Origin of the sequence: Rhizobium sp. CIAT894 (genome assembly GCF_000172795.2) — a bacterium.
Taxonomy (GTDB): domain Bacteria; phylum Pseudomonadota; class Alphaproteobacteria; order Rhizobiales; family Rhizobiaceae; genus Rhizobium.
In genome coordinates, this window is sequence record NZ_CP020950.1 from 17,229 (window position 1) to 44,082 (window position 26,854).

Here is a 26,854-nt window from a genome sequence, read left to right on the forward strand (position 1 = left end):
CATGCGCGAGCTAGTTGAAGTGGTCACTATCTGTGGTAGGTTTCTGACGGGGCAAGGGGAAATCAACGATGGCAAAGAACATCGTCGTCTGCTGTGACGGAACAGGCAACGAAATCGGCGTGAACATGTTCAATGTTCTCAAGCTATACAGAATGCTTGAGAAGGACGACGGTCAAATTGTATATTACGATCCAGGCGTTGGAACATTGGGTCAACGAAAGACCTGGGGGAGAATTAGCCAGAATGCAAAAGGCGTGCTGGGGCTCGCCACCGGCTATGGCCTGGACGACGATGTGCTGGGCGCCTATCGCTTTTTGGCGGAACAATACAGGGAAGGCGACCAAGTATTTCTTTTCGGCTTCAGCCGCGGCGCTTACAGCGTCCGCGTCCTCGCTGGTGTCATTCATCTCCTCGGTTTGCTGCGCCCAGACCAGTTGAACTATGTCGGCTATGCGTTGGCCGCTTACAAGCGCGCCGCCATGGATGGGGAGGATCTTTCGGTAGCTTGGCACTTCCGGAGAATTGTCGGTGGCCAGACCGTTCCGATAAAGTTCCTTGGCGTCTGGGATACCGTTGCATCCGTCATCGTGCCGCGGCCTGATCGCTTCTACATTCCGAGCTTGGAGACGCTGCCTTACACGCTGCAGAACCCCAGCGTCGAGGTTTTCCGTCAGGCAATCGCCATTGATGAATTTCGTCGAATGTTCCGATTGCGCAGATGGAAAGAGGATCAGGAATTCAAGCCCAATCGCTTTTCAACCTCAGAGGCTCGAAAGCAAGACAGCCGCCAGGTTTGGTTCGCGGGGTGCCATTCCGACATCGGCGGCGGTTATCCGGAAAATGAGAGCGGGCTGTCAAAGTATCCGCTCCGCTGGATGATTCAACAGGCCCAGCTGCACGGGCTGAATGTGAACACGTCGATGTTCAATCACCTCGTAGAAGGAAACGCTAGGGGTGGTAGTGAGCACGAGTACGCTGAGCCCAGCGTAAACGCGGAGTTGCATGTATCAGCGACAGGCGCCTGGCGCGTTCTCGAGTGGCTGCCGAAGAAGGTGAAATGGCAAGAGTGGCCAAAGCGCAAGGGCTTGTTTGGCTACTACCTGCCCCACTACGAGCCGCGATCTATTCCTGAGGGCGCAAGGATTCACGAGTCCGCGCTCCGGCGAAAGGAAATAGTGCCGTCGTACAATCCGAAGAATCTGCCAGAAATCTTCGAGGTAGAGCATGACCCCCCTTGAGGTCTTGAATGGCTTTTGGGAGCGATCGATCGTTCTGGGCCCCCCTTTGTACTAGGCGGTTACGGGGCAAATGAGCTAACTTAGCGAAACTCAGCCCCATCAATTGGCGGAAACCAAGCCGCCAGATCGGTAATCAGGAGGACGCTTGCATGTTCCTACGTCGACTGCGTCTGAAAAACCTTCGCTCCATCGCAGAGCTCGACATGCAATTCGTCCAGTCGAGCGGTGATGTTCGACCTTGGACCTTTGTCTTGGGAGAAAATGGCGCGGGAAAGAGCACTATCCTCCGTGCCTTGGCGCTTGTCACCGCGGGAGGGGAGGCGCTCCCCGAGATTATTGGTGATCCCGACACTTGGATACGTGTTGGAAGTGACGCCGCTACCATTGAACTCGACTACGCCACGGCGGAAAATCAACCACGATATGCTCAGCTCATATTGCGTCGCGGCGAAGGTATTCGGAAGCTTCTGGAGGCAAATGCTCAAACGCTTGAGCAGATTGATGCAGCGCTCGCCCACGCTACCCGGAATTATTTCGTGGTCGGTTATGGCGTCTCGCGCCGTCGGTCGGCTGAGCCGATCAGCTGGTCCGGGATGGCAGGGAGCTACAGGAACAATCGATCCCAAAGCGTCGCAACGCTCTTTTCCCCAGACGCAACACTCGTTTCCATCGAGCAATGGGCTCTTGATCTCGATTATCGTCGTGGAGCACAGGGGCTTCGGCCAGTCAGAAAGGCGCTTGACACGCTTTTGGCTGACGCCAAGTTCGACAGTATCGACAAGGAGCGCCGCCAGCTTCTGTTCCAAACGCCTGATGGAATTCTACCTCTCTCGCAACTCAGCGATGGCTACCAGGCAATGACCGCCTGGTGCGGAGACGTGTTATTCAGGATCACGGAGACCTTTGCAGATCGCACTGATCCGTTGGGTGCACGGGGCGTTCTGCTCATCGATGAACTTGACTTGCACCTTCATCCGATATGGCAGCGTCAACTGGTCAGCTTCATCAAGCGCACACTTCCTAATTTTCAGGTGGTAGCTACCACTCATTCCCCTCTCACTGTGCATCAGGCAGAAGAGGGGGAACTCTTCGTCCTAAAGCGCACGGACCGGGCCAATGCGGCTTCATCCCTGACACAGTTCGAAGGCGCGCCGAACAGGCTCATGCTGCATCAGCTAATCCAGAGCCCGATTTTTGGTCTGGAAACTCTTGATTCGCCACAGGTGGCAAGCCTCCGTCGAGAGTTGCGATCCCTTAGGGGCATTACCGAAGTGGCTCCGGACGATGGCGGGCTATCTGTGGCCGCGGAACCGAAAGCAAGCTCTCGGCCGGCATCGCAGACCACGCGATCGAAAAGAATGAAGCAAATCGAGAGTGAACTCGCCTCCGTTCCGACGTGGAGCGAGGTGCCAGAATATATGCAGTCGACAAACAATTTGCTGCGTCAAATATCGGCAGAATTGACAAGTAGTTCGGGCTCCGCGCCGGTCTCCAAAAGGTCAACAAAGTCGCGTCGATCGGATGCTGGCAACGGAGGCGAGTCGTGATCCGATTGACGCGCCTCCGCACCGCAACTGGACTGCCGCGCGACTTCACGGGCGCGCGTCTGCTCGAAAAGCATGAGGACTTGGTGTACCGCTTTTTCTCCGGACAAGCTGAGCCACCAATCAAATGGACATCGTCAAAATGGAAGTCGGCGAAAAAACGCCTGAAATTCGAGACTGGCGGAAAATGCGCATATTGCGAAGCGTCAACTGACGTTGTCGCGCACGGTGATGTCGAACATTTCAGGCCGAAGTCCACGTATTGGTGGCTGGCATATGATTTCGACAATTACGTCTTTGCTTGTCAGATCTGTAATCAGATTTACAAGGGAGACAACTTTCCGATCTCGGGGCAGCTGCTTGTATCACCTCTCATGCCCAATGCTCAGCCGAACGGCGCCCAATTGACGCAGCTTGTACAAAACCTCGTCCGTGACGTCACATCGACAACTGACGAGGAGCTCGTTGCTCTCTGGGGTTCGGAGGAAGCGGATCTAATACATCCTTACCTTGAAGATCCATCAGATCTATTGGCCTATGAGGCCGATGATGCCAACCGTGAAGTCTGGATTCGGGCCGGCACGGGCGCGCGCGCAGCACGTGCTCACGATGCGGCGGTGAATTTCCTGGGTTTGAATCGCGAGGAGCTGCTTCGACTGCGCTATGAGCAGCTTGAAATCCTCCGAATACTGAAGCTGAGTTTTGATGAGCCACGCCTCTCAGAGGGTACGAAGGCGATAATCCGGACAAAGTTCGCCGAGATGAGCCGGCTAGCGTATCCTTTTGCGGGATTGAACCGTTTCTTCCTTCGCCAGTGGAACTTGCTTTAAACTCTCTGTCAGTAATCGACGTTCTTCTTCACGCTGTTCGATGCGCATTCTTTGAATGAGGACGGAAAGCTATTGTGGGCTTTCACGTGAGGGCGTTACCGCCCCATAGGGGAGGCTGACCCGTATTTCTGCGCGATTCCCGTCAGTCCGCGTTATTTCATGGACGCTGATTGTATCCTGTTGGGCCGGCACAATGCCCGACGGAAGTTCGTAGGCGAGAACAACGATCACAACCTGTGCACCGAGTGCGATAGCGTAGCGTCGGCCTTGCATGCCTGCCGCTGGTGCCGTGCTCGCCACGTCGGCAACGCGGCCCGTGAATTTATTCTCCACAAGCACAGCCCCGTCCACAAATATGTCGAGCTTACCACCACCCGCGACCGAGCCCTCTTCTGTCGGCAGACTACGCAATTGAAAGGCGGACAGCACTTGCTTCTGCAGTTCGGCCTCGTTTTCGAGCCGTCTCGTCAACTGGCCGGACTTGTACCAATGGTCGACAAAGGCGTAGACGGCCCCTAGAACACGTCCCAGGGCTTCGATATGCTCAGCCGTCAGACCGGCGCGCAAAAGCTGGTTTAGTTCGAGAGCCAGTCGCGAGGCGATATCGGGATCAGCTTGGATCCACGTTCCTGGGACTTTTAGATCATCCGCCCGGAGGGCCAGCAATGAGTGTCGCTTGAATGATAAGTGCTCGGCTGCATCAGTGTCGATAATCTTGGCGGCGACCAAGGCATTGATCCAGGTCTGAGGTACGATGCTGGCAGTCTTGATATAGCCGTCGGCCTCCTCGCTCATAGTGACGCCGAAATGTCCGAGAAAGACGATCTTGGAGGCTAACGCCACGAGAGGAACTACATCGCGTGGGCAGAACACGTACCCGGTTCGTTTCTGTAATTCGTAGGCGTCCGACCACTTCACTGGATTAAAGGAGAATTCCGGCACCTTGATCGCGCCATTCGGATAGCGCGCCAGAATTCTGATAGCTTCGGCTTTCAGTGCCGGTAGATCGACGATTATCTGTTCCGGCCCTACCTGGTCTAAGGCCTCCTTGCATGGCCGGCAGATGTCGACATCGACACTCTTGGCCATCAAGGCTTCAGCGCATGCGATCGCAACGCGATGAATTTCCGCGCCTATGTTGAACCGAACACCAATATCATCCAACTCCTTCACGATGCGGCGCCACAGCTTTTCACGGTTTTGCTCTGCCGTGCGGCCGTCGAGCCCTGGTGGAGATGCGATAAAACGACCGCGAAATGCAAAAGCGCGATGCAACAGTTCGCGGTTAAGAATGCCCTTCGCCAAGGCTGTTGCTGCAGAAGGCTCTGGTGAAAGGGGGAATCCCGGATGGGTCACTTCTTGCGCAAGGATGCGCAGCATTGTGTCGTCGTCCACGCTTAGGAAGATTTCATCGAGCCTAAAGCGGCTCGCGCGATCCCGTTCGGCCACGAGCATCAAGCGCTGAGCCATTGCCTCTGCTGACCGGACCTTGTGGTGATGATATAGCCGATCATAGAGAAATGTCCGGCCGATCAGCATTTGTTCAAAAGATCCGAAGCCCGACGCGGCGATTCCAAGCTGATGAAAGGTTTGATTGACGCTTCGCGAAGCGCGGGCCCTTAACTCGCTTTCCGATGCATCGACATTCGACTCTCGGACATGAAGAATTTCCAATCGCGACAGCAGGCGATCAGTGTCAAAGCCGATCTCTAGTCCCGAATGATGGGCATCCCTTGAAAGGTAGTCGAGTTTGTCGGCGTCAATCTGACTGCTGACAATAGATGACAAATGGCTGGCACCTGGTCCTTCGACACCGCCGATAATCGCAGCGACGATCACCTCCTGAAGTTCTTCGACAGGTCGGCCGCGGGCGGTAAATAGCCGATCGCTGGCAAGCACCTTCTTCATGGGTTCCGAGAGCACCATACAAGCAGCGATGACTTCCGACTCCGAGGGCGGCGCATTCAACTGGTACAGTCTCTTAAATTCGCTGCGGACTATCTTGATTTCTCTGCGCCAATCTTCGCTTTCACCGGCGGACGTGCCTACCAAAGGCGCGTTCACTTCAAGTACGGGCTCAAGGGCGTGGCTGAAGGGACCGTGGCCAACGTCATGCAGGAGGCCGGCGAGCCGCAATGCATAACGATCTGCGTCGGTTATCGAGGGCAGGGGCGTACCGCTATGGTCGCGGTTCCATCGCTGGATCTGCCGCTCAAGGGCGCGCAAAACTTCTTCGATTGCGCCAACGACACCAATGATATGCTCCAGCCGTCCATGACTGGCGCCCGGAAAGACCAGCTGTGCCAAGCCCAGTTGCCGGACCCCCCGCATTCGCTGGAGTAATGGCGTGTCCAGTAAGCCTACTTCCCAAGGGAGAAGCTCAATCGTTCCCCAAACCGGGTCGTTGACTTGTTTTGGTCGAAACTCCGGAGCGCGCTTGGCCTCCAGCCGATTGATAAGACTCGACAGCCATTGTGAGACGAGCGTATCGAGCTGACTAGCCAACTTCGGCGCTACTGACAGAAGGTTGTCGCGCAGTCGTTCCACGTTTTCGCTACGCTGCCGCAGCTTGTTTGACGGCAGCGCGAGTGCGTTTTACGGAGGCGAGAAGCGACTCGCCTATTTCTCGAGCCTTGCTTGTACTCAGACCATAACTGAGCACGATCTGACGCGCGCTGTCTTCGTCCAAAGTCACCAACGACGACAGATAAGTGGGATTGGGCTCGGTCGTCAGTAAGGCTTCCTGGGCTGCCAGCAGGATGTCTGGCAACTCATAGCACCGCAAACCAACGCCAGTCACGCCAAAGGATAAACTTGCAGACAGAGCAGAGGGTAGTACCGCCATGCACTCCTTCAGAGCCTTATCGAGAATACCGTGAGATGTCGGCAGACGCTCTCCCTCAGCGCCCAGCAGCCAAAGGGCAGCCAGCAACTCGGCATTTTCGAAGCGAGTGGACATAACGGCCTCCATGATCGTCCGAATCGATTGTGGCGATTTTTCTTTTATCAGTGGTTAATCCCCGCTATAAGTGGGGTCAACCCCATTTTGTTCCTGGTCCCCAATTGTGGTTCGGATCGGGCTAGGAGTCTAGCATGCGTTTCGACACAAGCCAGATTCTCGAGCTTGCTGGCATTAGCAAGGAGATGCTGCGGCATTGGAAAAGGGCCCTTCCGCCGCTTTTCGGACGCGACGGGAGGTCGGATCGGTACAGCTATGCTGATTTGGTTGCTCTTTGCGCAATCGCCCAAGCGGTAACAAGGCTTACTATTCCTGTTTCGCGTTTTACCGATAATGCAGTGTGGCTGTTCGAAGAGATTGAACGGCAATTGAAGCCAGGAGGGGCTTTGCTGATTTTGTGTATCCTTCCCGATCGGCTCACCTTCCTCACCGAGAGAGAGCTTCTCAATGTCGAGGCGGGATCATTTATCCGGTTGGATGTTGTCGTCAATCGGCTAAATACACGCGCCTTTTCCGAAGGGGAGCACCCGAAGGAGGCCCAATTAGATTTGCCCTTCAGAGACGCGAAAATCATGGGTATGCGAATTACGCAGCGCTCATGACCTGTTGAGCAGGTAGGTCTAACTCATCGCGGATCGATCTCGGTAGCCGCGATCGCCTTCATACGCCAGCAAGCCAGGTCGGGACCTTGTCTTGGTATCCCTGGTATTTAGCGTTTCGTTCGTCTTCTCCGCGAAGCTTTGTGGCCCCGTGGCAATTCGCAGGCAAGAACATATGGTTGCATCATCCAAGAGTAATTGACTTTAGCGCGAAATATGCAATGTTCTAGTTATCAATCGGGTCGGCGCGTCAGAGGGGAAGACGCATGAATGTCGAGATTGAATTCCCGAACTATGACTCACATCGAAGAGCGTTCATTACCTGGCGCCCCGTGGAGGTGAAGCTGCGGCTTATTGCTGCTCCCGCCCCGCCTGCTGCTGTGCATGTTACTGTGTCGGCGAAGACGACGAGCTCAGGCGCAAAGCTCGGCTTTGCGACCATACTGACACACCTCGGAAGCCCCAGCATCGACGTTGCGCTGCCGCAAGATGGTTCTGATGTTTCGGTTTGGGTTGGCGGTGAATTTCCCGCCGCCAGTCAGAAATACGGTGACGTCGAAGTCATCGTAAAGGAGAAGTCGACCGGCCAGCTTCTGGGCTCGCATCCAATCATGGTCCGCATCCGCAAGAATGCCAATAACCTCTCCAATTCGGAACGCGATCGGTTCTTGGCGGCGCTCGCCACCCTGAACGGCGCTGGTACCGGCCGCTTCAGCGACTTCCGCGATATGCATGTCGGCGGTGCTCCGGACAGAGAAGCGCATGGCGGCCCAGGCTTCTTACCCTGGCATCGCAGCTATTTGCTCGATCTAGAGCGGGAGCTGCAGATGATCGACGCCGAAGTTACGCTTCCCTACTGGAGGTTCGATCAGGCAGCGCCGAACGTATTCAATCGCAGCTTCATGGGCGTTTCGAGTACGCTAAATCAGGTGCAGTTCGCGGCGGGGCATCCACTCCTGGGCTGGGTCGGATCGGGCCCTCCCGGTATCGATCGTGGTCCCGGTGTGGGCGCCACCACCATTCCATCGGTTTTCACCGAAACTCAAACTCTTCAGCTCGGCGGAGCGCCTGTGTCGGGGTTCCGGAACTTTCGCAGCATGCAGGGGAATCCCCATGGCGGCGCTCATATGAGTCATGGAAGCGGGTGGATCACCAGCATATCGACCGCCCCACGAGACCCGATCTTCTTCCTATTGCATTGCAATGTGGACCGGCTGTGGGCGAAGTGGCAGTGGGCACAGAAACGACACGATCCAAACGACGCGAATTCCTTTACGCCTGCCGGATTTTCGCCGGGACATAATTTGAGCGATGCGATGTGGCCCTTGGTGCGGGCCGCTGACGGCACCAAGGCCGACAACAGCGCCGGGCGGGGGACTTGCGCCGTCGCCGATGACCGCAGCGCCTGGTGTCAGCCCGAAAGTAAGTGATATGATAGACTACCTTGGAACAGTAACGGCAACGCACTTGGCATTTGCCTATGATGACGTTCCCTTCCAGATTTGAGAGCGAGAGGCGCATATGGATATCGAAGCGTATCGCCGCGAATATCTAGCTTCACTGGAGGCCGCCAACCGGACGGCCGGTTCCGCACCTGTTACGGCGCAGTCGGTCGCAAGCTACGTCGACTCCGGTGAGCGGGATTCTACCAAGATCTGCGAAATGATCAATGCGATGCCCCTTGATGCCGACGAATACGACGTCAGTATCCGCACACTTCTCAATGTCGCCGGCGACGAGACGCTCGATGCATCTGCCCGGAAGGCGGCACTCAACAAGCTCGGTGCTGCGGAGTTCCAGCCTTCCGAGTTCGCGGACTTCCATGCGGCATATATCGCCTTGCTGCGGCGCTTGGCTGTGGATCCAAACCGCGATATCCGGATAGCTGCACTCGACCGACTGACGCTGACCGGCGATGTCGAGGCACAAAAGCTACTGCGCGAAGGTCTTGAGAATATCAGGAAACCACTTGTATCAGCCGCGAAGGCGATACAACTCCTGGCGCGCGACGATCACGGCGGTTCGCTCTCCGTTTTCCGCGCACTGGCCACTGAGGCCACCGGACAGGTTCGCGAACAGGCCTTGCGCGCGCTGGCCGCAGACCAGAGGTCCGTTACGCTATTCGAGAAAATTGTGGCCGACAAGGAAGAGAAAACGCGGATACGCGAAATCGCCGCGATGAACCTCAAAGGCACCTCAATCAAGCGATTTGTGGATGCGGCGCGCAAACTGGTTCTTGATGACGAGGAAGATGACCGTCTGAAAGCAGCCGCGGTGTCGGCGATCGCTCACACAAGCGAAGCCGTTGGAAAGGTTGCCAGCAAGACATTTGTCAACGCCCTCGAGAATTTGGGCTCGGTGACCAAGTCACGGGCGCTAAAGTCCTCGATCAACCGGCTTTCAAAAGCCCTCAAGGAGCGATAGTCGAGGCACCCATGTCGCTGGATGTTGATTGTATCGTCGAGCAGGTGCGATTGGTGCCGACGACAGAGGAAGGCCGTTTACAACTCGCCGCGATGCTGAGTCAGAGCGGGCGTCACTTTCATCGCTTGTCTGGAGCAGATGCCGAATTCGTGCGCGGGCATATCCTTGCTCGCTTTGAACGCTGCGGTGTACCGGAGTCCGTTCTGCCCAAAATTATTGAAGAGTTGCGTACGAGCATCAGTCCGGTCGTGCTCGCGGGCGCCGCCCGTGCGATCCGCCGATTGCAGGAAATAGATGAGAACATTCGAACTCTCCTGATCGCCGCGCGCGAGCGGATTGCGTTTCGCGACGAATATGTGAGCTTTGACGTGACGCACTGCTGCAGTTCGAAGGCGCCAATGAGTGCGAGGCAGGAGATTACGGCCACGCTCGAACAATTTTCCAGCGCCCCGAGGCATTGCTGCGGCCATGCCGATCCGCATGCGGCTACAGCGGGGCCTATGGACGGCTCCATTCTCGACGAAGAAGCTCTCAATCGCGTTGAAATTGAGGATCACGCAGGACGCCGACACGCATTCGCCGAACTGCTGCGCAGCCGGACCAGTCTGCTCACCTTCTTTTACACGCGCTGCATGAACCCTAACAAATGCTCTTTGACTGTTGCGCGTTTCGGGCAGGTCGCACGGTATGCCGCCATCGAAAAGCGAGATCATGAGCTACAGTTCGCCGCGGTGTCCTATGACGGGGAATATGATGATCCGGCGCGATTGCTGGCCTATGGTCGTGACCGGGGATTTCCCTTCGGCGACAGTGTATTGATGGTGCGTTGCGTTTCAGGTTGGAGCACCGTTCGTCGCCAATTCGATCTCCAAGTGGGATATGGCGGGTCGACCGTCAACAATCATGCGCGGGAGCTATTCCTCGTAAAGCCCGACCTGAGCTTGATGCCTATAGATGCCGAACTGCTTGCGCGACCGACCCAGCTGATGATGGCCATTCTTGAAACACGGTCACCAAACAGGGCGACTTGAATTCTAGCTGGTTCCTCGGATTGCAAGCAGGAACCGACCACGAACCAAAATACGTGAGCCTAGAGTTTGACTTGGGTTTGCATGTTGGGAATAGTGCCCCGCACTGCCACTTCTTGCGATCATTGCGCTTCTCCGCATTACGGTCATCCGAAATATCCTGTCGCGATAGCAACGGGTGCGCGGATGATTTACCAATATCGAAAGATGCGGAATTCCCTTGGATTCGTTTCGCTTTCTAACCTTTCCTTACGAAACAGTTGTTGAAAAATGCATGTATAGGTGGTGAACTTCCCTCGCTGCCATTCAGGGGGCGGGGAGACATTGGTGCCAAATTTCTTCAGGGATCATAGCGGCGCATTGGCGCTGAGACCGCTAGGCGCGCCCAACTCGGGATTTCGTCCTGGGCAGCTCGGTGCTTTGCATTCAGTTGTATCGCATTTCTCCGTTTTTGATGAGCCGGCCATCGTTTCACTCCCAACCGGCTACGGCAAAACGGCCGTCATAATGGCGTTGCCGTTTGTGCTAGGGGCTCAGCGGCTCCTAGTCGTCGAACCCACCGACGTATTACGGCGCCAAACAGCCGCGCATTTCGGCGCGCTCTCGACGCTGCGAAAGCTGCGCGTGCTGGCGGAAGGCATAGCTGACCCGTTGGTGAAGGGCCAAAAGGGCAGACCCGCCACCGACGCAGAATGGCACGCACTTGAAGAGTACGACGTCGTTGTTTCCACCCCATCAAGCACTTCCCCGGTGAACGAGCCGCATAGCTCGGCCGACTTATTCGATCTTGTCCTCTTTGATGAGGCCCACCATGCGCCTGCGGATACGTGGAAGGCGTATCTTCGGCATTACCCTCGTGCACGTTTCGTGTTTCTGACGGCAACACCGTTCCGTCGCGACAAGAAAACCATTCCTGGCCGTCTTGCTTACAGCTATCCTGTCTCAAAAGCGTCGAGGGAGCAGGCTTTCGGTAAGGTCAGCTTCCGTCCAGCCGTAGTGCGAAACGATCAAGACGAAGACGAGATTGATCGCTCAATTGCGCGGGCCGCTATTGAGCAACTTCGGACAGATCGACAAGCCGGGTTCGATCATCGACTATTCGCGCGCGCATCATCTATTGCCGCAGCACGCAATCTGGTGCAGATCTATACAGGGTTAGGAGCACAGGTCGCTGCGATCGACAGCAGTATCTCCAAGCGGCGACAGGACCAAGTCGAAGAAGCCTTGCTCGGTGGCCAGCTCGACGGTGTCGTTTGCGTGGATATGTTCGGCGAAGGATACGACTTCCCGAAATTGAAGATCGCAGCCCTCCATGCCCCCCATCGTTCGCTGGTACCGACACTCCAATTCATTGGGCGCTTCGCGCGTACAAACGGTGAGAATACTGGTGACGCCACCCTGATCGCACCCATCAGCCGTTTGCGAGAGGCAACTTCGCGATTATTTCAGGAAGGAGTCGACGTTGCTCAACTCATTGATGAGGCAGCACAGCAGCAGATCGCGGACAGAGCGGTCGATCGAGAAATCCTGGCAATCCTCAAAACAAAAGTCCAGGCTGAATCTGACTATGACGCTGTTTCTCCGCTCTCCCTTAAACTCTACGCGCATGCACGAATCTTCGAGTGCGACCAACAGCCTGACTTCAACCTCTTTGGCTCGATTGTCGGGCGCAAGCTGAAGCTCGCCAAACAGTGGATATCGGAAGACGGGCTTATTACCCTGTTGCTGACGGTTGACCACGAACCGCCCAACTGGGCAATTTCGGACGTACTGGTGAATGTACGCCATGACGTTTTTCTTCTGGCTTATAACGTCGCTACACGGCTCTGCTTCATCGGTTCGACGCGTCGCACTGACAGGCTCTATATCGACATGATGCAGACGATCGTAGCAGATCGCCATCGGCCGCTGAGCTTTGAAGCAACGCTACGGGCGCGGGCTGGCCTGACAGACATGCGTTTCTACTCCGTTGGCCTGCGCAACACCGCAATCAACTCGCAGGCGGAATCCTACCGAATGCTGACGGGGCCAAGAGCTGAACGAGCGGTCACCCCTGGTGACGGACGCGCCTACGTCCAGGGCCACTATTTCGGGAGTGGTATAGAGGATGGCGAACGGGAAACGATTGGCGCGAGCAGTAACTCTCGTATTTGGAGCAACCAGCGCCTTACTGTATCAGAATACCTGGACTGGATCACAAAACTTAACGGCCGACTGAATGGCGATGACACCATCGCTCAGTCGCAACTTGATCTGGTGCAACATTCGCGGACGCTAAAGCGGCTGCCAGCCCTCGTCATCGGTGGGAGCTGGCACAAGACAGCATACCGACAAGCGCCTCGAGTGCGTTATCGGAGGGTCGATCATGCGCAGTGGACATATGCACAGATCACCGATCTTGAGCTGGGTGCGTTTGCAATCCAGGGGCAGGAGTTATCGTTCGATGTAGTTTCGGAGCAGCACCAATTGCCATTCTTATTCTCTGTCGCGGGCGGTCAATTGATTCGCCAAAGAGGTGCTGGCTGGGAAATTGAACTGGGCAGCTCGCACGACGATTGGTTGGAGTTGGGAATTTGGCTATCTATACATCCTCCAGTCTTCTACGCTGCGGACAAATCATCGTTCGAGGGCATGAATGCCTTTCCACCCCCGGCGCTCGTGGCTACCGGGTTGCTAGACGAGGACGTCGAAAATCCTGGTTGGGATGGTTGTGAAATTTCCAGAGAGTTTGACGGTGCCGATGCTGGCAGAATGACCGTCCACCGACACCTTGAAGGCTTGCTCCGGGCAAAACGGGAACTGGAGGTGCTCGTCTACGATCACCGCACCGGGGAGGCAGCTGATCTTATCGCCATCACGCAGGAGCCTGAAGATCGCTTTCGCGTCAGCCTCTATCACTGCAAAGGAGCTGGAGGTGAGCCCAGCGGTACGCGCGTGAACGACGTCTACGAGGTAACCTGCCAGCTGCTGAAGTCAGTCGTATATTGTGATCCTAACACTCTGACAGCTCATATCGAGCACCGCATTAATCCGGGCCGGCACCAGAACCCTTCGCGCTTCCTCGTCGGCACCATTGAGCGGGCCAAGGAAATTTTGCTGAACCATCCTGCTGACCGCATCGAGTTCGCGATTTATGGAGTACAGCCAGGTATCTCAAAAGCGGCGATCGATGAGCATCTCACCGACCTAATGGCCTTCAGCCTGGACTACGTGAGAAGAGGCGGTGCAGCTGTCGGCAAGTGGCTCGTAAATGCTTGAAAGGTTTCGAATTGCACGGTGACAGCTGCTGGCCTTCGGTTCGATTCCTTTCAAGGCGATGATTAGAACCAAAACCGCCAGGATGATGATACCTGCGAAGACCAATCAAGCGTTTGAGGCTGCGACTCAGATCGTCGATCTTTTCAAGGAAGATCGGGAGCGGATCACGATGGAGAGCGATAGAGCAGGGTCGGCCTTTCGTATTCACGAGCTTTTCCAGCAGAATCCTTTTCACACATCGAACCAGCTTGTTCAGATCAAGGGTCTTTCCGCACCAACGGTTAATGCCGCACTTGCTGATTCCCCGTTGATGAGCGTTCCCGGCCGTGGACGAACCGCGGCCGGAAACACGAAGAGCGGCGGCTTCTATGATCCGCTCACGCGTGCTTTAATCGTACGCTCCGAGCCACTGCTCCTGACGGTCAACTCGATCTGCGAACCGACAGGCGTCAAACCTATGCGATTGCGCAGATCAGCAGCCCCATGAACTGGCCGGCCATCAACAGCCGCCACCACGTCGCCCGGCTTCAAACCCGCACCAGCGGCCGGAGATCCTTGCTCAACCGCCGCGATCAGCGCGCCGCCCGCGTCATCCAGCCCGAGCGAAGCTGCCATATCGGAATCGATATCCTGGATCGCAACGCCCAGCTTGCCGCGAATGACCTCGCCATGTTGGATCAGCTGGGTCATCACCAGTCTCGCGATCTTGCTCGGTACGGCGAAGCCGATACCGATGTTGCCGCCAGCTGGGCTGAGGATCGCTGAGTTGATCCCCGCAAGCCTCCCATCAAAAGTTACCAGCGCGCCACCCGAGTTGCCCGGATTGATCGAGGCGTCCGTCTGGATAAAATCTTCATAACCTCCGCGACTGAGGCCGCTTCGGCCAAGCGCACTGACGATGCCCGATGTAACAGTCTGCCCAAGTCCAAACGGATTGCCGATCGCCACGACATAATCGCCAACGCGTAACGCGTCCGAGTCGCCAAAAGGCAACGCTGTCAGATTACGGGCCGGTATTTGGAGAACTGCGATGTCCGTACCCTTGTCGGAGCCGACAAGCCTTGCATCCAGCCGCCTTCCATCCTTGAGCGTCACCAGGATCTTGCGGGCATTGGCCACAACATGATGGTTCGTTAACACGTAGCCCCGTGTCGCATCGACAATGACCCCCGATCCGGCGCTCAGACGCGGTTCCGCCTGAGGCTTATCCGGAAGGTTGAAGTAGCGGCGGAAATACGGGTCACTGTAGAGCGGGTTATCCTCTTGGGGTGCCTGCGAGACAACCGAGATGTTGACGACTGCTGGCGTGACCTTTTCGAGCATCGGAGCAAGCGTCGGTACGCTGCCGCCGATCCCGGACACGAACTGCGCCTGGGCTGGAACGCCGCCAATGAGCAGGGAGACGGTGAAGACGATGATTATTGGCCTGACGAGCCTTATGAACGCGGACATAGTCCCTCCTCCTTTCGAACATACAGACGCAGAAAAAGCCGGAGGAGGTCCTCCGGCTTCTTTCCTTAATGTTTGATCGCGATGCGCTTGACCTGTGATTGCGCCTTCTCGTCCTTGGGCAAGGTTACGGTCAGTACGCCGTTTCGGAAGCGTGCATCGACCTCGTCTTCCTTGACTTCGACACCGAGCGGGATACGGCGCTCGAAGCGACCGTAGTAGCGCTCAGTAAACTGGCGATCCTTGTCTTCGGTCTCCGATCGCTTCTCGCCTTTCAGCGTCAGCACGCCGTCATTGAGCAGAACCTCGATGTCCTTCTCCTCCAGACCGGGTACTTCCGCCGTAATCCTGATCTCCTTGTCGGTGTCGGAGATCTCGACGCTCGGCCAGCCGGAACTGAGGCCAGAGGAGCCTGCAAACGACGGCAACCCGGAGCCGAAGCCGCGGAAGACATCGTCGAACAGGCGGTTTACCTCGCGATGCAGCGACAGGAAGGGATCACGGTCGTCATCGCGCGGAAGACCTGGAACCTGATTGCCATTGCTCCGGCCCCAGGGAATCAAATCACGAACACTCATGTTTCTTCTCCTTATCTTGTGGTTCAGTCGGCAAAGCCTTGCTGCTGGCGCCGAGCATGCCCCGGCGCCCTTTGCGGGCATTCGCGCCGACGGAAGGCTTAAGCCGCTTGCTTGTCGGCTTCGATCTGCTTGGTCTCAGTCATGGGCAGCGCCTCACCGGTGCTGATCGCGATCTGGCGCGGTTTCATCTCTTCGGGGATTTCCCGCTTGAGATCGATGGTCAGCAGACCGTTGACGAGGCCAGCACCGACGACCTTGACGTGGTCGGCAAGTTCGAACCGACGTTGGAACGAGCGGCCGGCGATGCCCCGGTGCAGATACTGCACATCTTCAGCATTTGTCTTCTGACCCGATACGAAGAGCATGTTCTGCTCCTGCGTGATCGTCAGCTCGTCCTGCGAGAAGCCCGCCACTGCCATGGCAAGACGATACGCGTCCTCACCGGACTTGACGATGTCGTAGGGTGGCCAGTTGTCGATCGTTTCGACGCGGCTTGCAGCTTCGAGCACATTCAGCATCCGGTCGAAACCGATGCTCGACCGGTACAGGGGAGAGAAATCGAGGTTTGTCCTCATAGCCATATCCTCCTTGTAAGCAACATGGATACAAGGAGACGCCAAGAGCACATGGCGCCTCCTGGACTTGCCGATCCCCATTGGGCGATCAAACAATATTGATATAATTCAGTAGCTTGCAGTTTCAAGAACTTTGAATTTGCCCGGTGGAAAAATTTGATTTTTTTGTTTGGGCCACCAGATTCCGGTCAGGCAGACAAAAGGAGTAATGGGTATGACAATGACCTCCGAAGACGTCATCGCCATCCTCGGACCTGTCGACGAAACTTTGGTAGCGGATGTCGTGGCGACTGGTGCCAACCAAGCTGAACTGGCCGAAGCGTTCGCGTGGACCAACGGCGACGAGGCGTTGATGAGTGAACGGCGGCCTCTGCCGACTGGCAGAACCGCCTTGTTGATTGACCTTCTCGTCTCAGACGAGGAGGAGTTGGACTAGGCAAGGCGCCTGCCTGGAAGCGGCCTCGCCTATGCGGTGGTCAACACGCGAACCTCGCCCCGACGATCGACGATGTCGACCACGACACTGCGTCCTGAGCGGCGAATTGCGACGTCCGCCGAGCCATTTCCGACCTGCAGATGTCGCAGGATTACCTCATCCATGAACGAGGGCAGTTGCGGCTCGTTGAAGCTGATGATCTGGGCATTCGGCTCGAAGTCGAGGCCAAGACAGGACTGCAATAGAAGGAGGGGCGCTGCGGCCGCCCACGCCTGTGGAGAGCAGGCGACGGGATAGAAGGTCGGCCCCTGGGCCCGCTGACGCGACAGGCCGCAGAAGAGTTCCGGGAGACGACGCAAGTCGATATATGTCGAAGAGGCAAAGAGCCCTTCAAAAATACGTGCGGCTTCGGCTCGGTAGCCATAGCGGGCGAGGCCACTGGCAATCATTGCATTGTCATGCGGCCATACCGACCCATTGTGGTAGCTCATCGGATTGTAGCGTGCCTCGGTGGAGGCGACGGTGCGGATGCCCCATCCGCAAAAGGACGAGGCGCTCATCAAGGTTTTGGCAACCTGGGTGGCCCGCTCCGGATAGGCAATGCCGGTGAATAGGGCATGGCCCGCATTTGAGGACCGGACCCTGCAAGCCTGCTTGTTCCCGTCGAGCGCTAGCACGAAGGTGCCAAGTTCCTCGTCGAAGAAACTCGCATCGAAGGCACGACGCAGGCCCTCGGCCCGTGTAAGAAATTTCGCTGCACGCTCTGGTCTACCAACCCGGCGGAAGATCTCGGCTGCTGCCTGCCAGGCGCCATAAACATAGGCCTGAACTTCGGCAATGGCGATCGGGCCTTTAGCGAGCGTGCCGTCGGCGTGAAAGACGGAGTCGTGACTGTCTTTCCAGGCCTGATTGATCAGCCCTTCTTCCGTCAACCGCCCGTACTCGACGAAACCATCACTGTCCCGATCGCCGTGCTCGTCGATCCAGGTGAGCGCTGCCTCGATATTCGGCAGAAGATGGTTGATCGTAACAAGGTCGCCTGTTCGCTTCAGGTACTCGCCTGCCAGCAGTACGAACAACGGGGTGGAGTCGATACTGCCGTAATAGCGGCGGAAGGGCACTTCGCCCAGTTCAGCCATTTCGCCAAAACGCACTTCGTGCAGGATTTTGCCGGGCTCGGCGTCGGAGGCGGGATCGATTTCGGTCGCTTGGTTTGCCGCAAGATGGCCAAGTACGCCGCGTGCGATCTGTGGATCGAGCCACAAGGTTTCGAGCGCGGTGATCAGCGCATCACGTCCGAAAACGGTGCTAAACCAGGGGATGCCAGCGTACGGGTACGGGCCTTCGGGCTTGTCGGTCATCAGCATGTATAGATCGGAGACGCTGCGCCGTGCCGCTTCGTTGAATATTTCGTTGGAGGTGACGATCGATGCTGCGCGCGAGGAAGAGGAGCGCAATGCACGGCGCGCATCCCGCAGGCCCAGAAAAAAAGACTGGTAGCCTGGACGCTGGTCTTTGGCCTGGTCACAGCAGATCTGGATGAACAGCGACCGCGTCTCATGTGGGGCCAGATCAAGATCATAAACGACATGGCCAATCCCAAGTTCGTCTGGGCGCGGATCGAAGGACAACTGCGTGACGCGCTTCTGATCGTCGAGGCCGATATAGGAGAGGAGAACGCGGTCCTGTTCCACCACGGATGGAAGATGGCGGCCCCTCCTCGCCCTTACGGTTCCGCGAACCTCGAACAGATCGGCGAAGTCCGCTCCGAACGAAATTTCGATGCGCATTTGTTGTCGTCGCTCGTCGTAGTTCCTTACGGCCAAGCGCTCGTAACAACCGGCATTCCACAGAAAGCGTGTCCTGCGCATATGGATGAGATCATGCTCAAGTGTGAGCTTTCCCTTTTCATCAAAAAGGTCGGGATTGGTCAAATCGCAGGTTAGCGTGGCATTGTCGTCGCGCAGCGTGGACGAGAGAAGCATCGGGCGCTTGCCGTTGATCGTCAGATGCAGATGCGAAAGGTACCGCGTGTCCCGATGGAAGATGCCTTCCGGGCTGCCAGGCCCGGAAAGCGCGTCACCATTGTGATCGAAGACGGCGAATGTGTCGCCGTGCTTCAGGGTGCGAGGCCGCCGCTCGTGCAGCGAGGCGGTCGCCGGAATGAAAAATTGCGCGATCGGCGCCTGGCCGTCTGCAGCCGCGGAACCGTCGTGTCCAGAAGCGATTGACATGCTGATGTCCTCCGGATCATGCGACGATCTGAAGATCGAAGTCCTGACCGTTAGCACGGCGCAGCGGGGCCGCCTTCGTACGGACGCCGGGAAGATTGCGATAGATGTCAAGATAGTCCTGTGCCATCCGCTGGGCGCTAAAACGCTCCTCGAACGTCGTACGAACCTTCTTTCGATCCATCCGGAGCGCCCATTCGACGTTCTCAACGGCTTCCGTCACGCAATCGACCAGGATGCCCGAGATCCCGTTATCGATAACCTCGGGGGCTGAACCACATCCGAAGGCAATTACCGGTGTGCCGCAGGCCATTGCTTCAATCATGACCAGTCCGAACGGCTCGGGCCAGTCGATCGGGAACAGCAGCGCGCTGGCATTGCCGAGGAAATCGGCCTTCTGATGCTCGTTGATTTCGCCGATGAACTTAACATTCGGATGGCTTTTTACCATCGGCTCGATGACCGTTTCCCAATAGGCCTTGTCGGCATTGTCGACCTTCGCGGCGATCTTCAGCGGCATCCCGACCTTGGCTGCGATCTCGATCGCACGATCCGGTCGCTTCTCAGGAGATATGCGTCCAAGGAAAGCAAGATAGTTGCCATTGGGTTTTTCCGTGAATGGCAACAGGTCGACCGGCAGGCCATGATAGACCGTTCCCGACCAGTTGACCGGAGGCATCGGGCGGCGCTGGTCGTTGGAAATCGACACCAGCGGGATATCGGGGAAGGCCTGATAGAACGGTTTGAGGTCCGGCAAATCGAGCCGACCGTGCAAAGTCGTGACGGTACGGTCGGCAAACTCGCGGATCATTGGGAAATGCAACAGATCGATGTGGAAGTGCAGCACATCGAATTCATGCGCCCGCCGACGGATTTCCTCCAACATCACGACCTGATGCGGCAGATGGTCTCTCACGGCCGGATTCAGGCGTAACGCGACGTCGGAGGAAGATACCAGGCGGGCCCGGGTGACAGAATCGCCGCTGGCAAAGAGGGTGACATCGTGGCCTTCGGCGACAAGTTCTTCGGTGAGATAAGAAACGATGCGTTCGGTGCCGCCATAGAGCTTGGGCGGAACACTTTCGGCGAGTGGTGCGATCTGAGCGATCTTCATCGGCAAAACCTCCTCAATTGAGCAAAGAGTCGTCGGTAAAAACCAGGGCCGCGTCTGTAACGAGGCACGCGGCAAGTCAGATGGAAGCTCTAAATCTCAAGTGGCTGTCGGCGATGGTTTCCTTTCCGGTAGCTGCACAGGCCAAATCCGCCAAAGCGGCGGGTTCGCGGTCTGCGATGACGGGTCTGGTGAATGTCGAAGGAACTGGACGAGCAGTTTCTATCATGCTGCTGATCGTGCGCGTCGAGCGTTTTCAGCGCTTCTACAATCTCATCGTAAGCGACAGCTTTATTCGTACCAGGATAAATACGAAGAGCTGGGATGGAGTCGACGGCGGAGATGTCAGACGCCCAGGATGCAAGGATGGCGCGCTTTTCGTCATGGCCGACCTGATCGGCGGCAAGCACGTGACGCGGGTGATTGAAACGATTTTCCGGATGAAGCAGATGTGCAGCGCTTATCGCTGCCTCTGCGTCATGCGACGTTTTAAAGTTGTTGATGTCCTCTCTCATTTTCCGGCTCCATGGATGAATCGATGGTACCTGGGTTCATGTTCCGCAACGCATTAAGCGCGCCGCCCTGCTCCTCGTGAGCCACCGGAATGTCGGCGACCGCCATCGCCTCCGACAGAAGATTTTCCCGCTCTCGCGTGCCCTTGTTGAACAGTCTGGCGACGCTGACGGTCAGCCGTCCGATGGAGTATGGCTCGGTTATCCCTTTTGCTCGGGCAACTTCTCTGACGACGCCGGCGCAAAGGCGCGCATCTTTTTTCGACGGCAATTTCATGTTTCCTCCGCAGATGGCTCGCCCCACGGCGGCTGGGGCGAGCCTTGCCGATCGCTTTTTAGAAGTCCATTCCGGCGCCGGCGGGCATTGCCGGTGCGGCGGCGTCCTTCTTGGGCTTTTCGGCGATCATTGCTTCCGTCGTCACGAGAAGGCCGGCAACGGAAGCAGCATCCTGCAGCGCCGTGCGCACGACCTTGACAGGATCGATGACGCCTTGCGTGTAAAGATCGCCGTATTCGCCGGTCTGGGCGTTCCAGCCATAGGAGAAGTCGGGCTTCTCCCGCAGCTTACCGACAATGACAGAGCCTTCCGCGCCGGCGTTCTCGGCGATCTGGCGCACAGGCGCCTCGATGGCGCGGCGAACGATCTCGACGCCGACCTTCTGGTCCGAATTGGCCGTGGCGAGATTGTCGAGCGCCCTAACTGCGCGCAGCAATGCGACACCGCCGCCTGGCAGGATACCCTCCTCGACGGCCGCGCGGGTCGCGTGCAGCGCATCGTCGACACGATCCTTCTTTTCCTTCACCTCGACTTCCGTCGAACCACCCACCCGGATGACGGCAACGCCGCCGGCAAGCTTGGCAAGGCGTTCCTGCAGCTTTTCGCGGTCGTAGTCAGACGAGGTTTCCTCGATCTGGGCGCGGATCTGCGCGACGCGGCCGTCGATTTCGGCCTTGGAGCCGACACCGTCGATGATGGTGGTGTTTTCCTTTTCGATTGCCACCTTCTTGGCCCGGCCGAGCATGTTCAAGGTGACGTTTTCGAGCTTGATGCCAAGATCCTCGGAGATGACGGTGCCGCCTGTGAGGATAGCGATGTCTTCCAGCATGGCCTTGCGGCGATCGCCGAAGCCCGGAGCCTTGACAGCGGCAATCTTCAGGCCCCCACGAAGCTTGTTGACGACGAGCGTGGCAAGAGCTTCGCCTTCGACATCTTCAGCAATGATCAGCAGCGGTTTGCTTGACTGAACGACCGCTTCGAGGACCGGCAGCAAGGACTGCAGGTTGGACAGCTTCTTTTCATGAATGAGGATATAGGGATCCTCGAACTCGACCCGCATCTTGTCCTGGTTGGTCACGAAGTACGGGCTCAGGTAGCCGCGGTCGAACTGCATGCCTTCGACGACTTCGAGTTCGGTTTCAGCCGTCTTGGCCTCTTCGACGGTGATGACGCCTTCGTTGCCGACCTTCTCCATCGCCTCGGCGAGGTAGCGGCCGATTTCGTCGTCGCCATTGGCGGAGACGGTGCCGACCTGGGCGATTTCGGAATTGCTGGTGATCTTCCGGGCGTTTTTCTTCAGTTCCTTGACGACGGTGTCGACGGCAAGATCGATGCCGCGCTTCAGGTCCATCGGGTTCATGCCAGAGGCAACCGCCTTGGCGCCTTCCTTGACGATCGCCTGTGCGAGAACTGTCGCGGTCGTGGTGCCGTCACCGGCAAGGTCGTTGGTTTTCGAGGCCACTTCGCGCAGCATCTGGGCGCCCATGTTTTCGAACTTGTCTTCGAGTTCGATTTCCTTGGCGACAGAAACACCGTCCTTGGTGATGCGCGGAGCGCCGAACGACTTGTCGATCACGACGTTACGACCCTTGGGGCCGAGCGTAACCTTCACGGCGTTGGCAAGGACATCGACCCCACGCAGCATGCGTTCCCGGGCGTCACTGTGGAATTTGACTTCTTTCGCAGCCATTTATCTAACTCCTCAATAGGCAGCTACTGACTGATGGTTGGATTTGCGGGTTGCCGCTCAGGCGGCTTGTCTCTGCTCGGCCTCGGCCTCGATGATGCCCATGACATCGCTTTCCTTCATGATCAGCAGGTCTTCGCCGTTGATCTTGATCTCGGTGCCGGACCATTTACCGAACAGGATGCGATCTCCGGCCTTGACGTCGAGCGCCTGGATCTGGCCCGCCTCGTCGCGTGCGCCGGAACCGACGGCGATCACCACGCCTTCCTGCGGCTTTTCCTTGGCTGTGTCGGGAATGATGATGCCGCCCTTGGTCTTTTCCTCGGATTCGACCCGGCGGACGAGAATGCGGTCATGAAGCGGTCGGAACGACATGTTTTCCTCCGTTGAGCAAAAATGATGACGTTGAAAAACCCAGGCCGGACCGGATGACGAGTCCGGGCGGGTGCGAACCTCTTTGAGCGTTCGCGAGCGAAATTTATTTTCGGGCTTTTTCGATTTCAAGACGGTCAGTAAGAAAAATTAGCACTCAGGTGTGGTGGCTGCTAACATGCTGTAAAGGAACAGAAAACTGATGCTCAGTGTCTTAAACGTGTTGATCGGGCCAAAGTTTTGCATCACCATCATCGTGTCACGAAACGGAGATGAAGCATGCAATTCTCAACGGATCTGGAACGGCAACTGAACGGCTACGGCTTGACCACCGCCCATATTCTCTATCGCATCCCGGACTTTGGATCCGTCCTGCAAACCTACGTCTGGCAGGACTACGATCTCGCTCCGGACTTCCCCGAAATGCGCAAATTTTTGGATTTCTGGCAAACATCCCTCGACGGACCACTGCACTCCGTTCGATACAGCCACCAGCGCCTGATTGGGCCGAACGAATGGCGCCGTGTGGATGGCGAATTCAAGCTGCACTAACGCTTGAATCTGACATTTCCCCTTCCTAGCTCACCCGGCGATCGGGGCTTGATCAGCTCGATCGCTTTCCACGTCTGTATGGAGTGAGACCACATGGAAGAGAATATTAAAATCATCAAGGACGCTAGTATCGCGGAGAAAGAAGAGATCATCGTCGATTTCGCACGCTGGCTCGAGACCGCCTCACAGGACGCCCTTGTCTATGGTGAAGGGCGTTTTGCTATGATGTCAGCCAATATGGCGGAAGCAATTCGCATAAACGCCGACGAACTTGCACGCGAGAAACCCGAAACCACCGAGCGGGTATTGCAACAAGCTTGCGCGATGATCTCGCAATTCAAGGCTGCTTACCCGCATCGCATTCTCAGCCGATCGGTCCATTGAAGGAAGGCGCCGCGATGTCGCGAAATTTTTTCGCGCCAGATCTTGAAGCCAAAAACCAGTAAAACCAAATCGACTACCGCCAGCCGCTTGGAGAGGGCTGGCATTGCCGGGAGCGCCGCTTTTGGCATTCCCGTACCCATGTTGCTTCAAGGAGGATATGGCTATGGCAACATCTTACGACTACGCACCACTCTACCGTTCGAGCGTTGGGTTCGACCGGATCTTCAACCTGCTCGAAAACGCCCAGCGCGCCCGTGCGACCAACGATTGGCCGCCTTATGACATCGTCAAGACAGGCGACGACTCATACCGCATCTCGATCGCAGTAGCGGGCTTTGCAAAGGACGATCTCGACATCAGTTTCCAATCCAATTTGCTGACCGTCACCGGCAAGAAGCATGAAGTTCCGACAGATGGCTACCTGCATCGGGGCATTGCCGGTCGCCCGTTCGAACACCGCTTCGAACTCGCGGACCACGTCCGGGTGAACGGAGCGGATCTCAGCAACGGTCTCCTGTCGATCGAGCTCGTCCGTGAGATCCCCGAGGCACTTAAGCCGCGCAAGATCTCGATCCAGAGCACGCCTGCTTTGACGTCAGCCGCTCCCGCGCAGATCGAAGCGCAGAAGGCGGCTTAATTCCTAAGCTTGTCCACTAGGTTCAAGGGCGCCATTGCAATGGCGCCCGTCAACATTCCGGGTTGGGAAGGAGAGAACGATGAAACCCGATATGTTCAGAAAACCTGTCACCATTCTTGTTGGCCTGGGCTTTCCTGCAGAAGTTCGCAACGTGATGGATGCTTACCGACACCTTGCTGAGTGGCCGACTTCGTTCAGGGACATGGTGCACTCTGTTGCCCTGAAGGCGTGTCAGGCGGCGCTTCGAGGAGACATCGACGCAGAGACGGCGCGCGGACTATTCAAGGCATTCGCGGAAAAGCATGATCTGCTGGCTTCTGAAACGCCTGCGATTGCTGCCTCTCGCATGAGGGGTGACCGCGATCCCCATGTGCAATGAGGTGATGTCATGGAAAACGCCATATTGCAGCAGGCGGTCGATAACGCAGTGATCATGGGGCCGGCGGTATTGATGCGGGGCGCTCGGTTTCGGCGGCCGATCGACGTCGTCAGGTCCCGCTCTCTGTCGGTTGATGACAAGCGGGCCATCCTTGCCGCGTGGGCATCTGACTTCTATGCCGTCAATTCGAAGTCTGAACGGCAATTGCCCGGGACGGGCGAGCCTGTCTCGATCGACGAGGTTCAGCTCGCGCTTCGGGAGCTCGATTGTAAATAGGGCTAGCAATCAATCCGAGACCATCGGTTGCTGCCGTAATTGCGATGAAACAAGACTGCCGTGCGCCGCCAGCCTTTCAGGCTGGCGGCATGAGTTGGCCGTGCGCAAAGACGGGTCGACGGTTCAGATCCCTTCAAGGCGAAGACGGCAGTAAAGCATTTTCTTGAGGACCCGTGGCTCGCGTGCAATGACCGCTCTTGCGCCTTCAAGTCGGTAGGGGATGTCGTCGCGCCTGCCGAAGCAGACTTAGCTCGCAGCGTAGTCCGAAGCAAGTAAAGTAGGAGGTCGTACCCGCCGGATTTATCGGCAATAGGCATTAGATGTAGTAGGCCGCGCCACCGTTCGGGCGCAGGAGTGTGGAGCGTTGCAGTCGATCCACGTGGCTAGAGAGAGGGTTATAGCCAGCAACGTCGGCTGATAAGCCAAGCCGTCAACTCAGCCTCCATGTGATCGCTATGCTAGCCTAATAGGAAGTTGGCGCGGTTGTAGCGATGGACGAAGCCCATTTTCGTCAGGTTGGCGTTCGAGATATTGGCCTTTTCAGGCGAGAGGGCTTCGGTTTCGACCACGAAGGTCGATACGCCGCGGGCCAGGCCTTCCTGCAGGCGGGCATATATCAGGGCCTTCTGTGCGCCGCAGTTGCGAAAGCTCGGAACCGTCGTTCCACCGCCGAGCCAGGCGAAGGATCCCGAAGTGAACATCGCGCCGGTTCCGACGGGCGTATCCCCGTCAAGCGCGTAATGGCAGGACCAACCGTCTCTGCCGACGATCGAGGACCACAGAGCGGCAAGGTCCTCCGGAAAGCCGAAGCCGGCGCACATCATTGCGCCGAATAGCCTGGCTTCCTCCGGCAGGACCTGTCGCGTTTTTACCGCGCCGGGCGCCAAATCGGCGACCGCGTCTGCGTTCCGCGCCAGCTTTGCCCATCCCGGACCATGCGGTATGAGACCCTTCGACTGGACCCAATGTTTCACCGCGTCCGATGCGGCGTCGATATTGAGTTGCAGGAACCGGTTTCCCCGCCTTCCTTCCATCCAGTTGTAGGCTTCATCGAGATCTTCGGTTTTGCCGAGACCCAGGATGCGGTTGAGGCCGGTCGCGGGCGCCCGCGGAAGTGAGATGACGCATCCACCTTGGAGGGAAACGCAATCGAATCGTTCCTCGTCGGGCAATTGCCCGCGGGCCGCCTGATATAAGTCGATGAAGGCCTTGGCTTCGATGGCGTCTTCCTGGCGCGGGCCGACATCGGCAGAGGGAGAAGGATTCAAGACAATGCTCCTGGGGCAGAACCTCGCCGGCCGGCAAGGGGGACGTCGTCTGACAGGCGATAAATGCGGCGGACATTTTCTGCAATGCACTGCGGGCGGAAATACCCGTGCAGTCGACCAGCGTTGTGAATATCTGCCAGCTTTTGATATTGCAACGGGCGCAGGAAACCTTGCATTGCATCGCCCGACGGCATGCCGCAACTCCCGCATGCCTTGCAAACGGGCTCGTGCGGTGTAACCTGTAGCCTCC

The 26,854-nt window shown here is 57.1% G+C and carries 27 protein-coding genes and 1 pseudogene; 15 read left to right on the plus strand and 13 right to left on the minus strand.

The window, feature by feature from the left end; translation table 11 throughout:
* Positions 1-68 precede the first annotated feature (68 nt).
* The 3 genes from RHEC894_RS24105 (at position 69) to RHEC894_RS24115 (ending at position 3,612) form a co-directional block, all read left to right on the plus strand.
* Complete coding sequence (locus tag RHEC894_RS24105; protein WP_085739525.1) at positions 69-1,238, plus strand: DUF2235 domain-containing protein; 1,170 nt, start codon at positions 69-71, stop codon at positions 1,236-1,238.
* 149 nt (positions 1,239-1,387) lie between these two features.
* Complete coding sequence (locus RHEC894_RS24110; RefSeq protein ID WP_085739526.1) at positions 1,388-2,785, plus strand: ATP-binding protein; 1,398 nt, start codon at positions 1,388-1,390, stop codon at positions 2,783-2,785.
* Positions 2,782-3,612: a hypothetical protein gene (locus RHEC894_RS24115; protein ID WP_085739527.1), complete on the plus strand. Its 831-nt coding sequence runs from the start codon at positions 2,782-2,784 to the stop codon at positions 3,610-3,612. The genes RHEC894_RS24110 and RHEC894_RS24115 overlap by 4 nt, the downstream gene beginning before the upstream one ends.
* 69 nt (positions 3,613-3,681) lie before the next feature.
* Here RHEC894_RS24115 and RHEC894_RS24120 read toward each other — a convergent pair whose 3' ends face one another.
* Complete coding sequence (locus RHEC894_RS24120) at positions 3,682-6,159, minus strand: HD domain-containing protein (RefSeq protein ID WP_010069570.1); 2,478 nt, start codon at positions 6,157-6,159, stop codon at positions 3,682-3,684.
* A gap of 7 nt (positions 6,160-6,166) precedes the next feature.
* Positions 6,167-6,571 (minus strand): hypothetical protein, encoded by a 405-nt coding sequence (locus RHEC894_RS24125; protein WP_125460992.1) that lies wholly within the window; start codon positions 6,569-6,571, stop codon positions 6,167-6,169.
* A 134-nt stretch (positions 6,572-6,705) separates the two neighbouring features.
* On the opposite strand from RHEC894_RS24125, the gene RHEC894_RS24130 reads away from it, so the two are divergent.
* From RHEC894_RS24130 to RHEC894_RS33515, 6 genes and pseudogenes are all read left to right on the plus strand, one after another.
* On the plus strand, positions 6,706-7,173 hold the full coding sequence (locus RHEC894_RS24130; RefSeq protein WP_085739529.1) for a hypothetical protein: 468 nt from the start codon (positions 6,706-6,708) through the stop codon (positions 7,171-7,173).
* Positions 7,174-7,436: 263 nt separating this feature from the next.
* Positions 7,437-8,600 (plus strand): tyrosinase family protein, encoded by a 1,164-nt coding sequence (locus RHEC894_RS24135; RefSeq protein ID WP_245339554.1) that lies wholly within the window; start codon positions 7,437-7,439, stop codon positions 8,598-8,600.
* Between the two features lie 91 nt (positions 8,601-8,691).
* Positions 8,692-9,594: a hypothetical protein gene (locus tag RHEC894_RS24140; protein WP_085739530.1), complete on the plus strand. Its 903-nt coding sequence runs from the start codon at positions 8,692-8,694 to the stop codon at positions 9,592-9,594.
* An 11-nt stretch (positions 9,595-9,605) separates the two neighbouring features.
* On the plus strand, positions 9,606-10,625 hold the full coding sequence (locus RHEC894_RS24145) for an SCO family protein (protein ID WP_085739531.1): 1,020 nt from the start codon (positions 9,606-9,608) through the stop codon (positions 10,623-10,625).
* 324 nt (positions 10,626-10,949) lie between these two features.
* Positions 10,950-13,880 (plus strand): DEAD/DEAH box helicase family protein, encoded by a 2,931-nt coding sequence (locus RHEC894_RS24150; RefSeq protein ID WP_085739532.1) that lies wholly within the window; start codon positions 10,950-10,952, stop codon positions 13,878-13,880.
* 103 nt (positions 13,881-13,983) lie between these two features.
* A pseudogene (locus RHEC894_RS33515) lies at positions 13,984-14,181 on the plus strand (Fic family protein); the annotation flags it as partial.
* A gap of 65 nt (positions 14,182-14,246) precedes the next feature.
* Here the strand turns inward: RHEC894_RS33515 and RHEC894_RS24160 are convergent.
* The 3 genes from RHEC894_RS24160 to RHEC894_RS24170 form a co-directional block, all read right to left on the minus strand.
* A complete protein-coding gene (locus RHEC894_RS24160) occupies positions 14,247-15,332 on the minus strand; it encodes a Do family serine endopeptidase (RefSeq protein WP_085739533.1) in 1,086 nt (361 codons plus the stop codon).
* Between the two features lie 65 nt (positions 15,333-15,397).
* Complete coding sequence (locus tag RHEC894_RS24165) at positions 15,398-15,907, minus strand: Hsp20/alpha crystallin family protein (RefSeq protein WP_085739534.1); 510 nt, start codon at positions 15,905-15,907, stop codon at positions 15,398-15,400.
* 98 nt (positions 15,908-16,005) lie between these two features.
* Positions 16,006-16,482 carry an Hsp20 family protein gene (locus tag RHEC894_RS24170; protein WP_085739535.1) on the minus strand — a complete coding sequence of 159 codons (477 nt, stop codon included), beginning with the start codon at positions 16,480-16,482 and terminating at the stop codon, positions 16,006-16,008.
* 214 nt (positions 16,483-16,696) lie between these two features.
* On the opposite strand from RHEC894_RS24170, the gene RHEC894_RS24175 reads away from it, so the two are divergent.
* On the plus strand, positions 16,697-16,918 hold the full coding sequence (locus RHEC894_RS24175; protein WP_085739685.1) for a hypothetical protein: 222 nt from the start codon (positions 16,697-16,699) through the stop codon (positions 16,916-16,918).
* 29 nt (positions 16,919-16,947) lie between these two features.
* Here RHEC894_RS24175 and RHEC894_RS24180 read toward each other — a convergent pair whose 3' ends face one another.
* From RHEC894_RS24180 to groES, 6 genes are all read right to left on the minus strand, one after another.
* On the minus strand, positions 16,948-19,152 hold the full coding sequence (locus RHEC894_RS24180; RefSeq protein WP_085739536.1) for an amylo-alpha-1,6-glucosidase: 2,205 nt from the start codon (positions 19,150-19,152) through the stop codon (positions 16,948-16,950).
* 16 nt (positions 19,153-19,168) lie between these two features.
* On the minus strand, positions 19,169-20,263 hold the full coding sequence (locus tag RHEC894_RS24185) for a glycosyltransferase family 4 protein (protein ID WP_010068119.1): 1,095 nt from the start codon (positions 20,261-20,263) through the stop codon (positions 19,169-19,171).
* Positions 20,264-20,352: 89 nt separating this feature from the next.
* Positions 20,353-20,775: a hypothetical protein gene (locus RHEC894_RS24190; protein ID WP_085739537.1), complete on the minus strand. Its 423-nt coding sequence runs from the start codon at positions 20,773-20,775 to the stop codon at positions 20,353-20,355.
* Complete coding sequence (locus tag RHEC894_RS24195) at positions 20,750-21,049, minus strand: hypothetical protein (RefSeq protein WP_085739538.1); 300 nt, start codon at positions 21,047-21,049, stop codon at positions 20,750-20,752. Before RHEC894_RS24195 ends, RHEC894_RS24190 begins: the two co-directional genes overlap by 26 nt.
* Before the next feature lie 58 nt (positions 21,050-21,107).
* Positions 21,108-22,739, minus strand: coding sequence for a chaperonin GroEL (groL, locus tag RHEC894_RS24200; protein WP_085739539.1), 1,632 nt, complete (start codon positions 22,737-22,739; stop codon positions 21,108-21,110).
* Between the two features lie 57 nt (positions 22,740-22,796).
* A complete protein-coding gene (gene groES / locus RHEC894_RS24205) occupies positions 22,797-23,111 on the minus strand; it encodes a co-chaperone GroES (RefSeq protein WP_085739540.1) in 315 nt (104 codons plus the stop codon).
* 276 nt (positions 23,112-23,387) lie between these two features.
* Between groES and RHEC894_RS24210 the strand changes: the two genes are divergently transcribed.
* The 5 genes from RHEC894_RS24210 to RHEC894_RS24230 all read left to right on the plus strand — a co-directional run bounded on the left by RHEC894_RS24210 (position 23,388) and on the right by RHEC894_RS24230 (position 25,336).
* On the plus strand, positions 23,388-23,660 hold the full coding sequence (locus RHEC894_RS24210; RefSeq protein ID WP_085739541.1) for an usg protein: 273 nt from the start codon (positions 23,388-23,390) through the stop codon (positions 23,658-23,660).
* A gap of 93 nt (positions 23,661-23,753) precedes the next feature.
* Positions 23,754-24,044 carry a hypothetical protein gene (locus RHEC894_RS24215; RefSeq protein ID WP_085739542.1) on the plus strand — a complete coding sequence of 97 codons (291 nt, stop codon included), beginning with the start codon at positions 23,754-23,756 and terminating at the stop codon, positions 24,042-24,044.
* A gap of 163 nt (positions 24,045-24,207) precedes the next feature.
* On the plus strand, positions 24,208-24,681 hold the full coding sequence (locus RHEC894_RS24220) for an Hsp20 family protein (RefSeq protein WP_085739543.1): 474 nt from the start codon (positions 24,208-24,210) through the stop codon (positions 24,679-24,681).
* A gap of 79 nt (positions 24,682-24,760) precedes the next feature.
* Positions 24,761-25,060, plus strand: coding sequence for a DUF982 domain-containing protein (locus tag RHEC894_RS24225; RefSeq protein ID WP_085739544.1), 300 nt, complete (start codon positions 24,761-24,763; stop codon positions 25,058-25,060).
* A 9-nt stretch (positions 25,061-25,069) separates the two neighbouring features.
* Positions 25,070-25,336, plus strand: a complete 267-nt coding sequence (locus RHEC894_RS24230) for a hypothetical protein (protein ID WP_085739545.1) — start codon at positions 25,070-25,072, stop codon at positions 25,334-25,336.
* A gap of 458 nt (positions 25,337-25,794) precedes the next feature.
* On the opposite strand, the gene RHEC894_RS24235 is transcribed toward RHEC894_RS24230, so the two are convergent.
* Positions 25,795-26,604 carry an N-acetyltransferase gene (locus RHEC894_RS24235; protein ID WP_085739546.1) on the minus strand — a complete coding sequence of 270 codons (810 nt, stop codon included), beginning with the start codon at positions 26,602-26,604 and terminating at the stop codon, positions 25,795-25,797.
* Positions 26,601-26,798: a hypothetical protein gene (locus RHEC894_RS32615; RefSeq protein WP_125460993.1), complete on the minus strand. Its 198-nt coding sequence runs from the start codon at positions 26,796-26,798 to the stop codon at positions 26,601-26,603. The genes RHEC894_RS24235 and RHEC894_RS32615 overlap by 4 nt, the downstream gene beginning before the upstream one ends.
* Between the last annotated feature and the right edge of the window lie 56 nt (positions 26,799-26,854).

What these genes read in the sequence shown, in the direction of transcription:
- RHEC894_RS24105 (WP_085739525.1), top strand. Translation starts at nt 69, where the DNA reads ATGGCAAAGAACATCGTCGTCTGCTGTGACGGAACAGGCAACGAAATC.
- RHEC894_RS24110 (WP_085739526.1), top strand. Translation starts at nt 1,388, where the DNA reads ATGTTCCTACGTCGACTGCGTCTGAAAAACCTTCGCTCCATCGCAGAG.
- RHEC894_RS24125 (WP_125460992.1), bottom strand. Translation starts at nt 6,571, where the DNA reads ATGTCCACTCGCTTCGAAAATGCCGAGTTGCTGGCTGCCCTTTGGCTG.
- RHEC894_RS24130 (WP_085739529.1), top strand. Translation starts at nt 6,706, where the DNA reads ATGCGTTTCGACACAAGCCAGATTCTCGAGCTTGCTGGCATTAGCAAG.
- RHEC894_RS24135 (WP_245339554.1), top strand. Translation starts at nt 7,437, where the DNA reads ATGAATGTCGAGATTGAATTCCCGAACTATGACTCACATCGAAGAGCG.
- RHEC894_RS24140 (WP_085739530.1), top strand. Translation starts at nt 8,692, where the DNA reads ATGGATATCGAAGCGTATCGCCGCGAATATCTAGCTTCACTGGAGGCC.
- RHEC894_RS24145 (WP_085739531.1), top strand. Translation starts at nt 9,606, where the DNA reads ATGTCGCTGGATGTTGATTGTATCGTCGAGCAGGTGCGATTGGTGCCG.
- RHEC894_RS24160 (WP_085739533.1), bottom strand. Translation starts at nt 15,332, where the DNA reads ATGTCCGCGTTCATAAGGCTCGTCAGGCCAATAATCATCGTCTTCACC.
- RHEC894_RS24165 (WP_085739534.1), bottom strand. Translation starts at nt 15,907, where the DNA reads ATGAGTGTTCGTGATTTGATTCCCTGGGGCCGGAGCAATGGCAATCAG.
- RHEC894_RS24170 (WP_085739535.1), bottom strand. Translation starts at nt 16,482, where the DNA reads ATGAGGACAAACCTCGATTTCTCTCCCCTGTACCGGTCGAGCATCGGT.
- RHEC894_RS24175 (WP_085739685.1), top strand. Translation starts at nt 16,697, where the DNA reads ATGACAATGACCTCCGAAGACGTCATCGCCATCCTCGGACCTGTCGAC.
- RHEC894_RS24180 (WP_085739536.1), bottom strand. Translation starts at nt 19,152, where the DNA reads ATGTCAATCGCTTCTGGACACGACGGTTCCGCGGCTGCAGACGGCCAG.
- RHEC894_RS24185 (WP_010068119.1), bottom strand. Translation starts at nt 20,263, where the DNA reads ATGAAGATCGCTCAGATCGCACCACTCGCCGAAAGTGTTCCGCCCAAG.
- RHEC894_RS24190 (WP_085739537.1), bottom strand. Translation starts at nt 20,775, where the DNA reads ATGAGAGAGGACATCAACAACTTTAAAACGTCGCATGACGCAGAGGCA.
- RHEC894_RS24195 (WP_085739538.1), bottom strand. Translation starts at nt 21,049, where the DNA reads ATGAAATTGCCGTCGAAAAAAGATGCGCGCCTTTGCGCCGGCGTCGTC.
- groL (WP_085739539.1), bottom strand. Translation starts at nt 22,739, where the DNA reads ATGGCTGCGAAAGAAGTCAAATTCCACAGTGACGCCCGGGAACGCATG.
- groES (WP_085739540.1), bottom strand. Translation starts at nt 23,111, where the DNA reads ATGTCGTTCCGACCGCTTCATGACCGCATTCTCGTCCGCCGGGTCGAA.
- RHEC894_RS24210 (WP_085739541.1), top strand. Translation starts at nt 23,388, where the DNA reads ATGCAATTCTCAACGGATCTGGAACGGCAACTGAACGGCTACGGCTTG.
- RHEC894_RS24215 (WP_085739542.1), top strand. Translation starts at nt 23,754, where the DNA reads ATGGAAGAGAATATTAAAATCATCAAGGACGCTAGTATCGCGGAGAAA.
- RHEC894_RS24220 (WP_085739543.1), top strand. Translation starts at nt 24,208, where the DNA reads ATGGCAACATCTTACGACTACGCACCACTCTACCGTTCGAGCGTTGGG.
- RHEC894_RS24225 (WP_085739544.1), top strand. Translation starts at nt 24,761, where the DNA reads ATGAAACCCGATATGTTCAGAAAACCTGTCACCATTCTTGTTGGCCTG.
- RHEC894_RS24230 (WP_085739545.1), top strand. Translation starts at nt 25,070, where the DNA reads ATGGAAAACGCCATATTGCAGCAGGCGGTCGATAACGCAGTGATCATG.
- RHEC894_RS32615 (WP_125460993.1), bottom strand. Translation starts at nt 26,798, where the DNA reads ATGCCGTCGGGCGATGCAATGCAAGGTTTCCTGCGCCCGTTGCAATAT.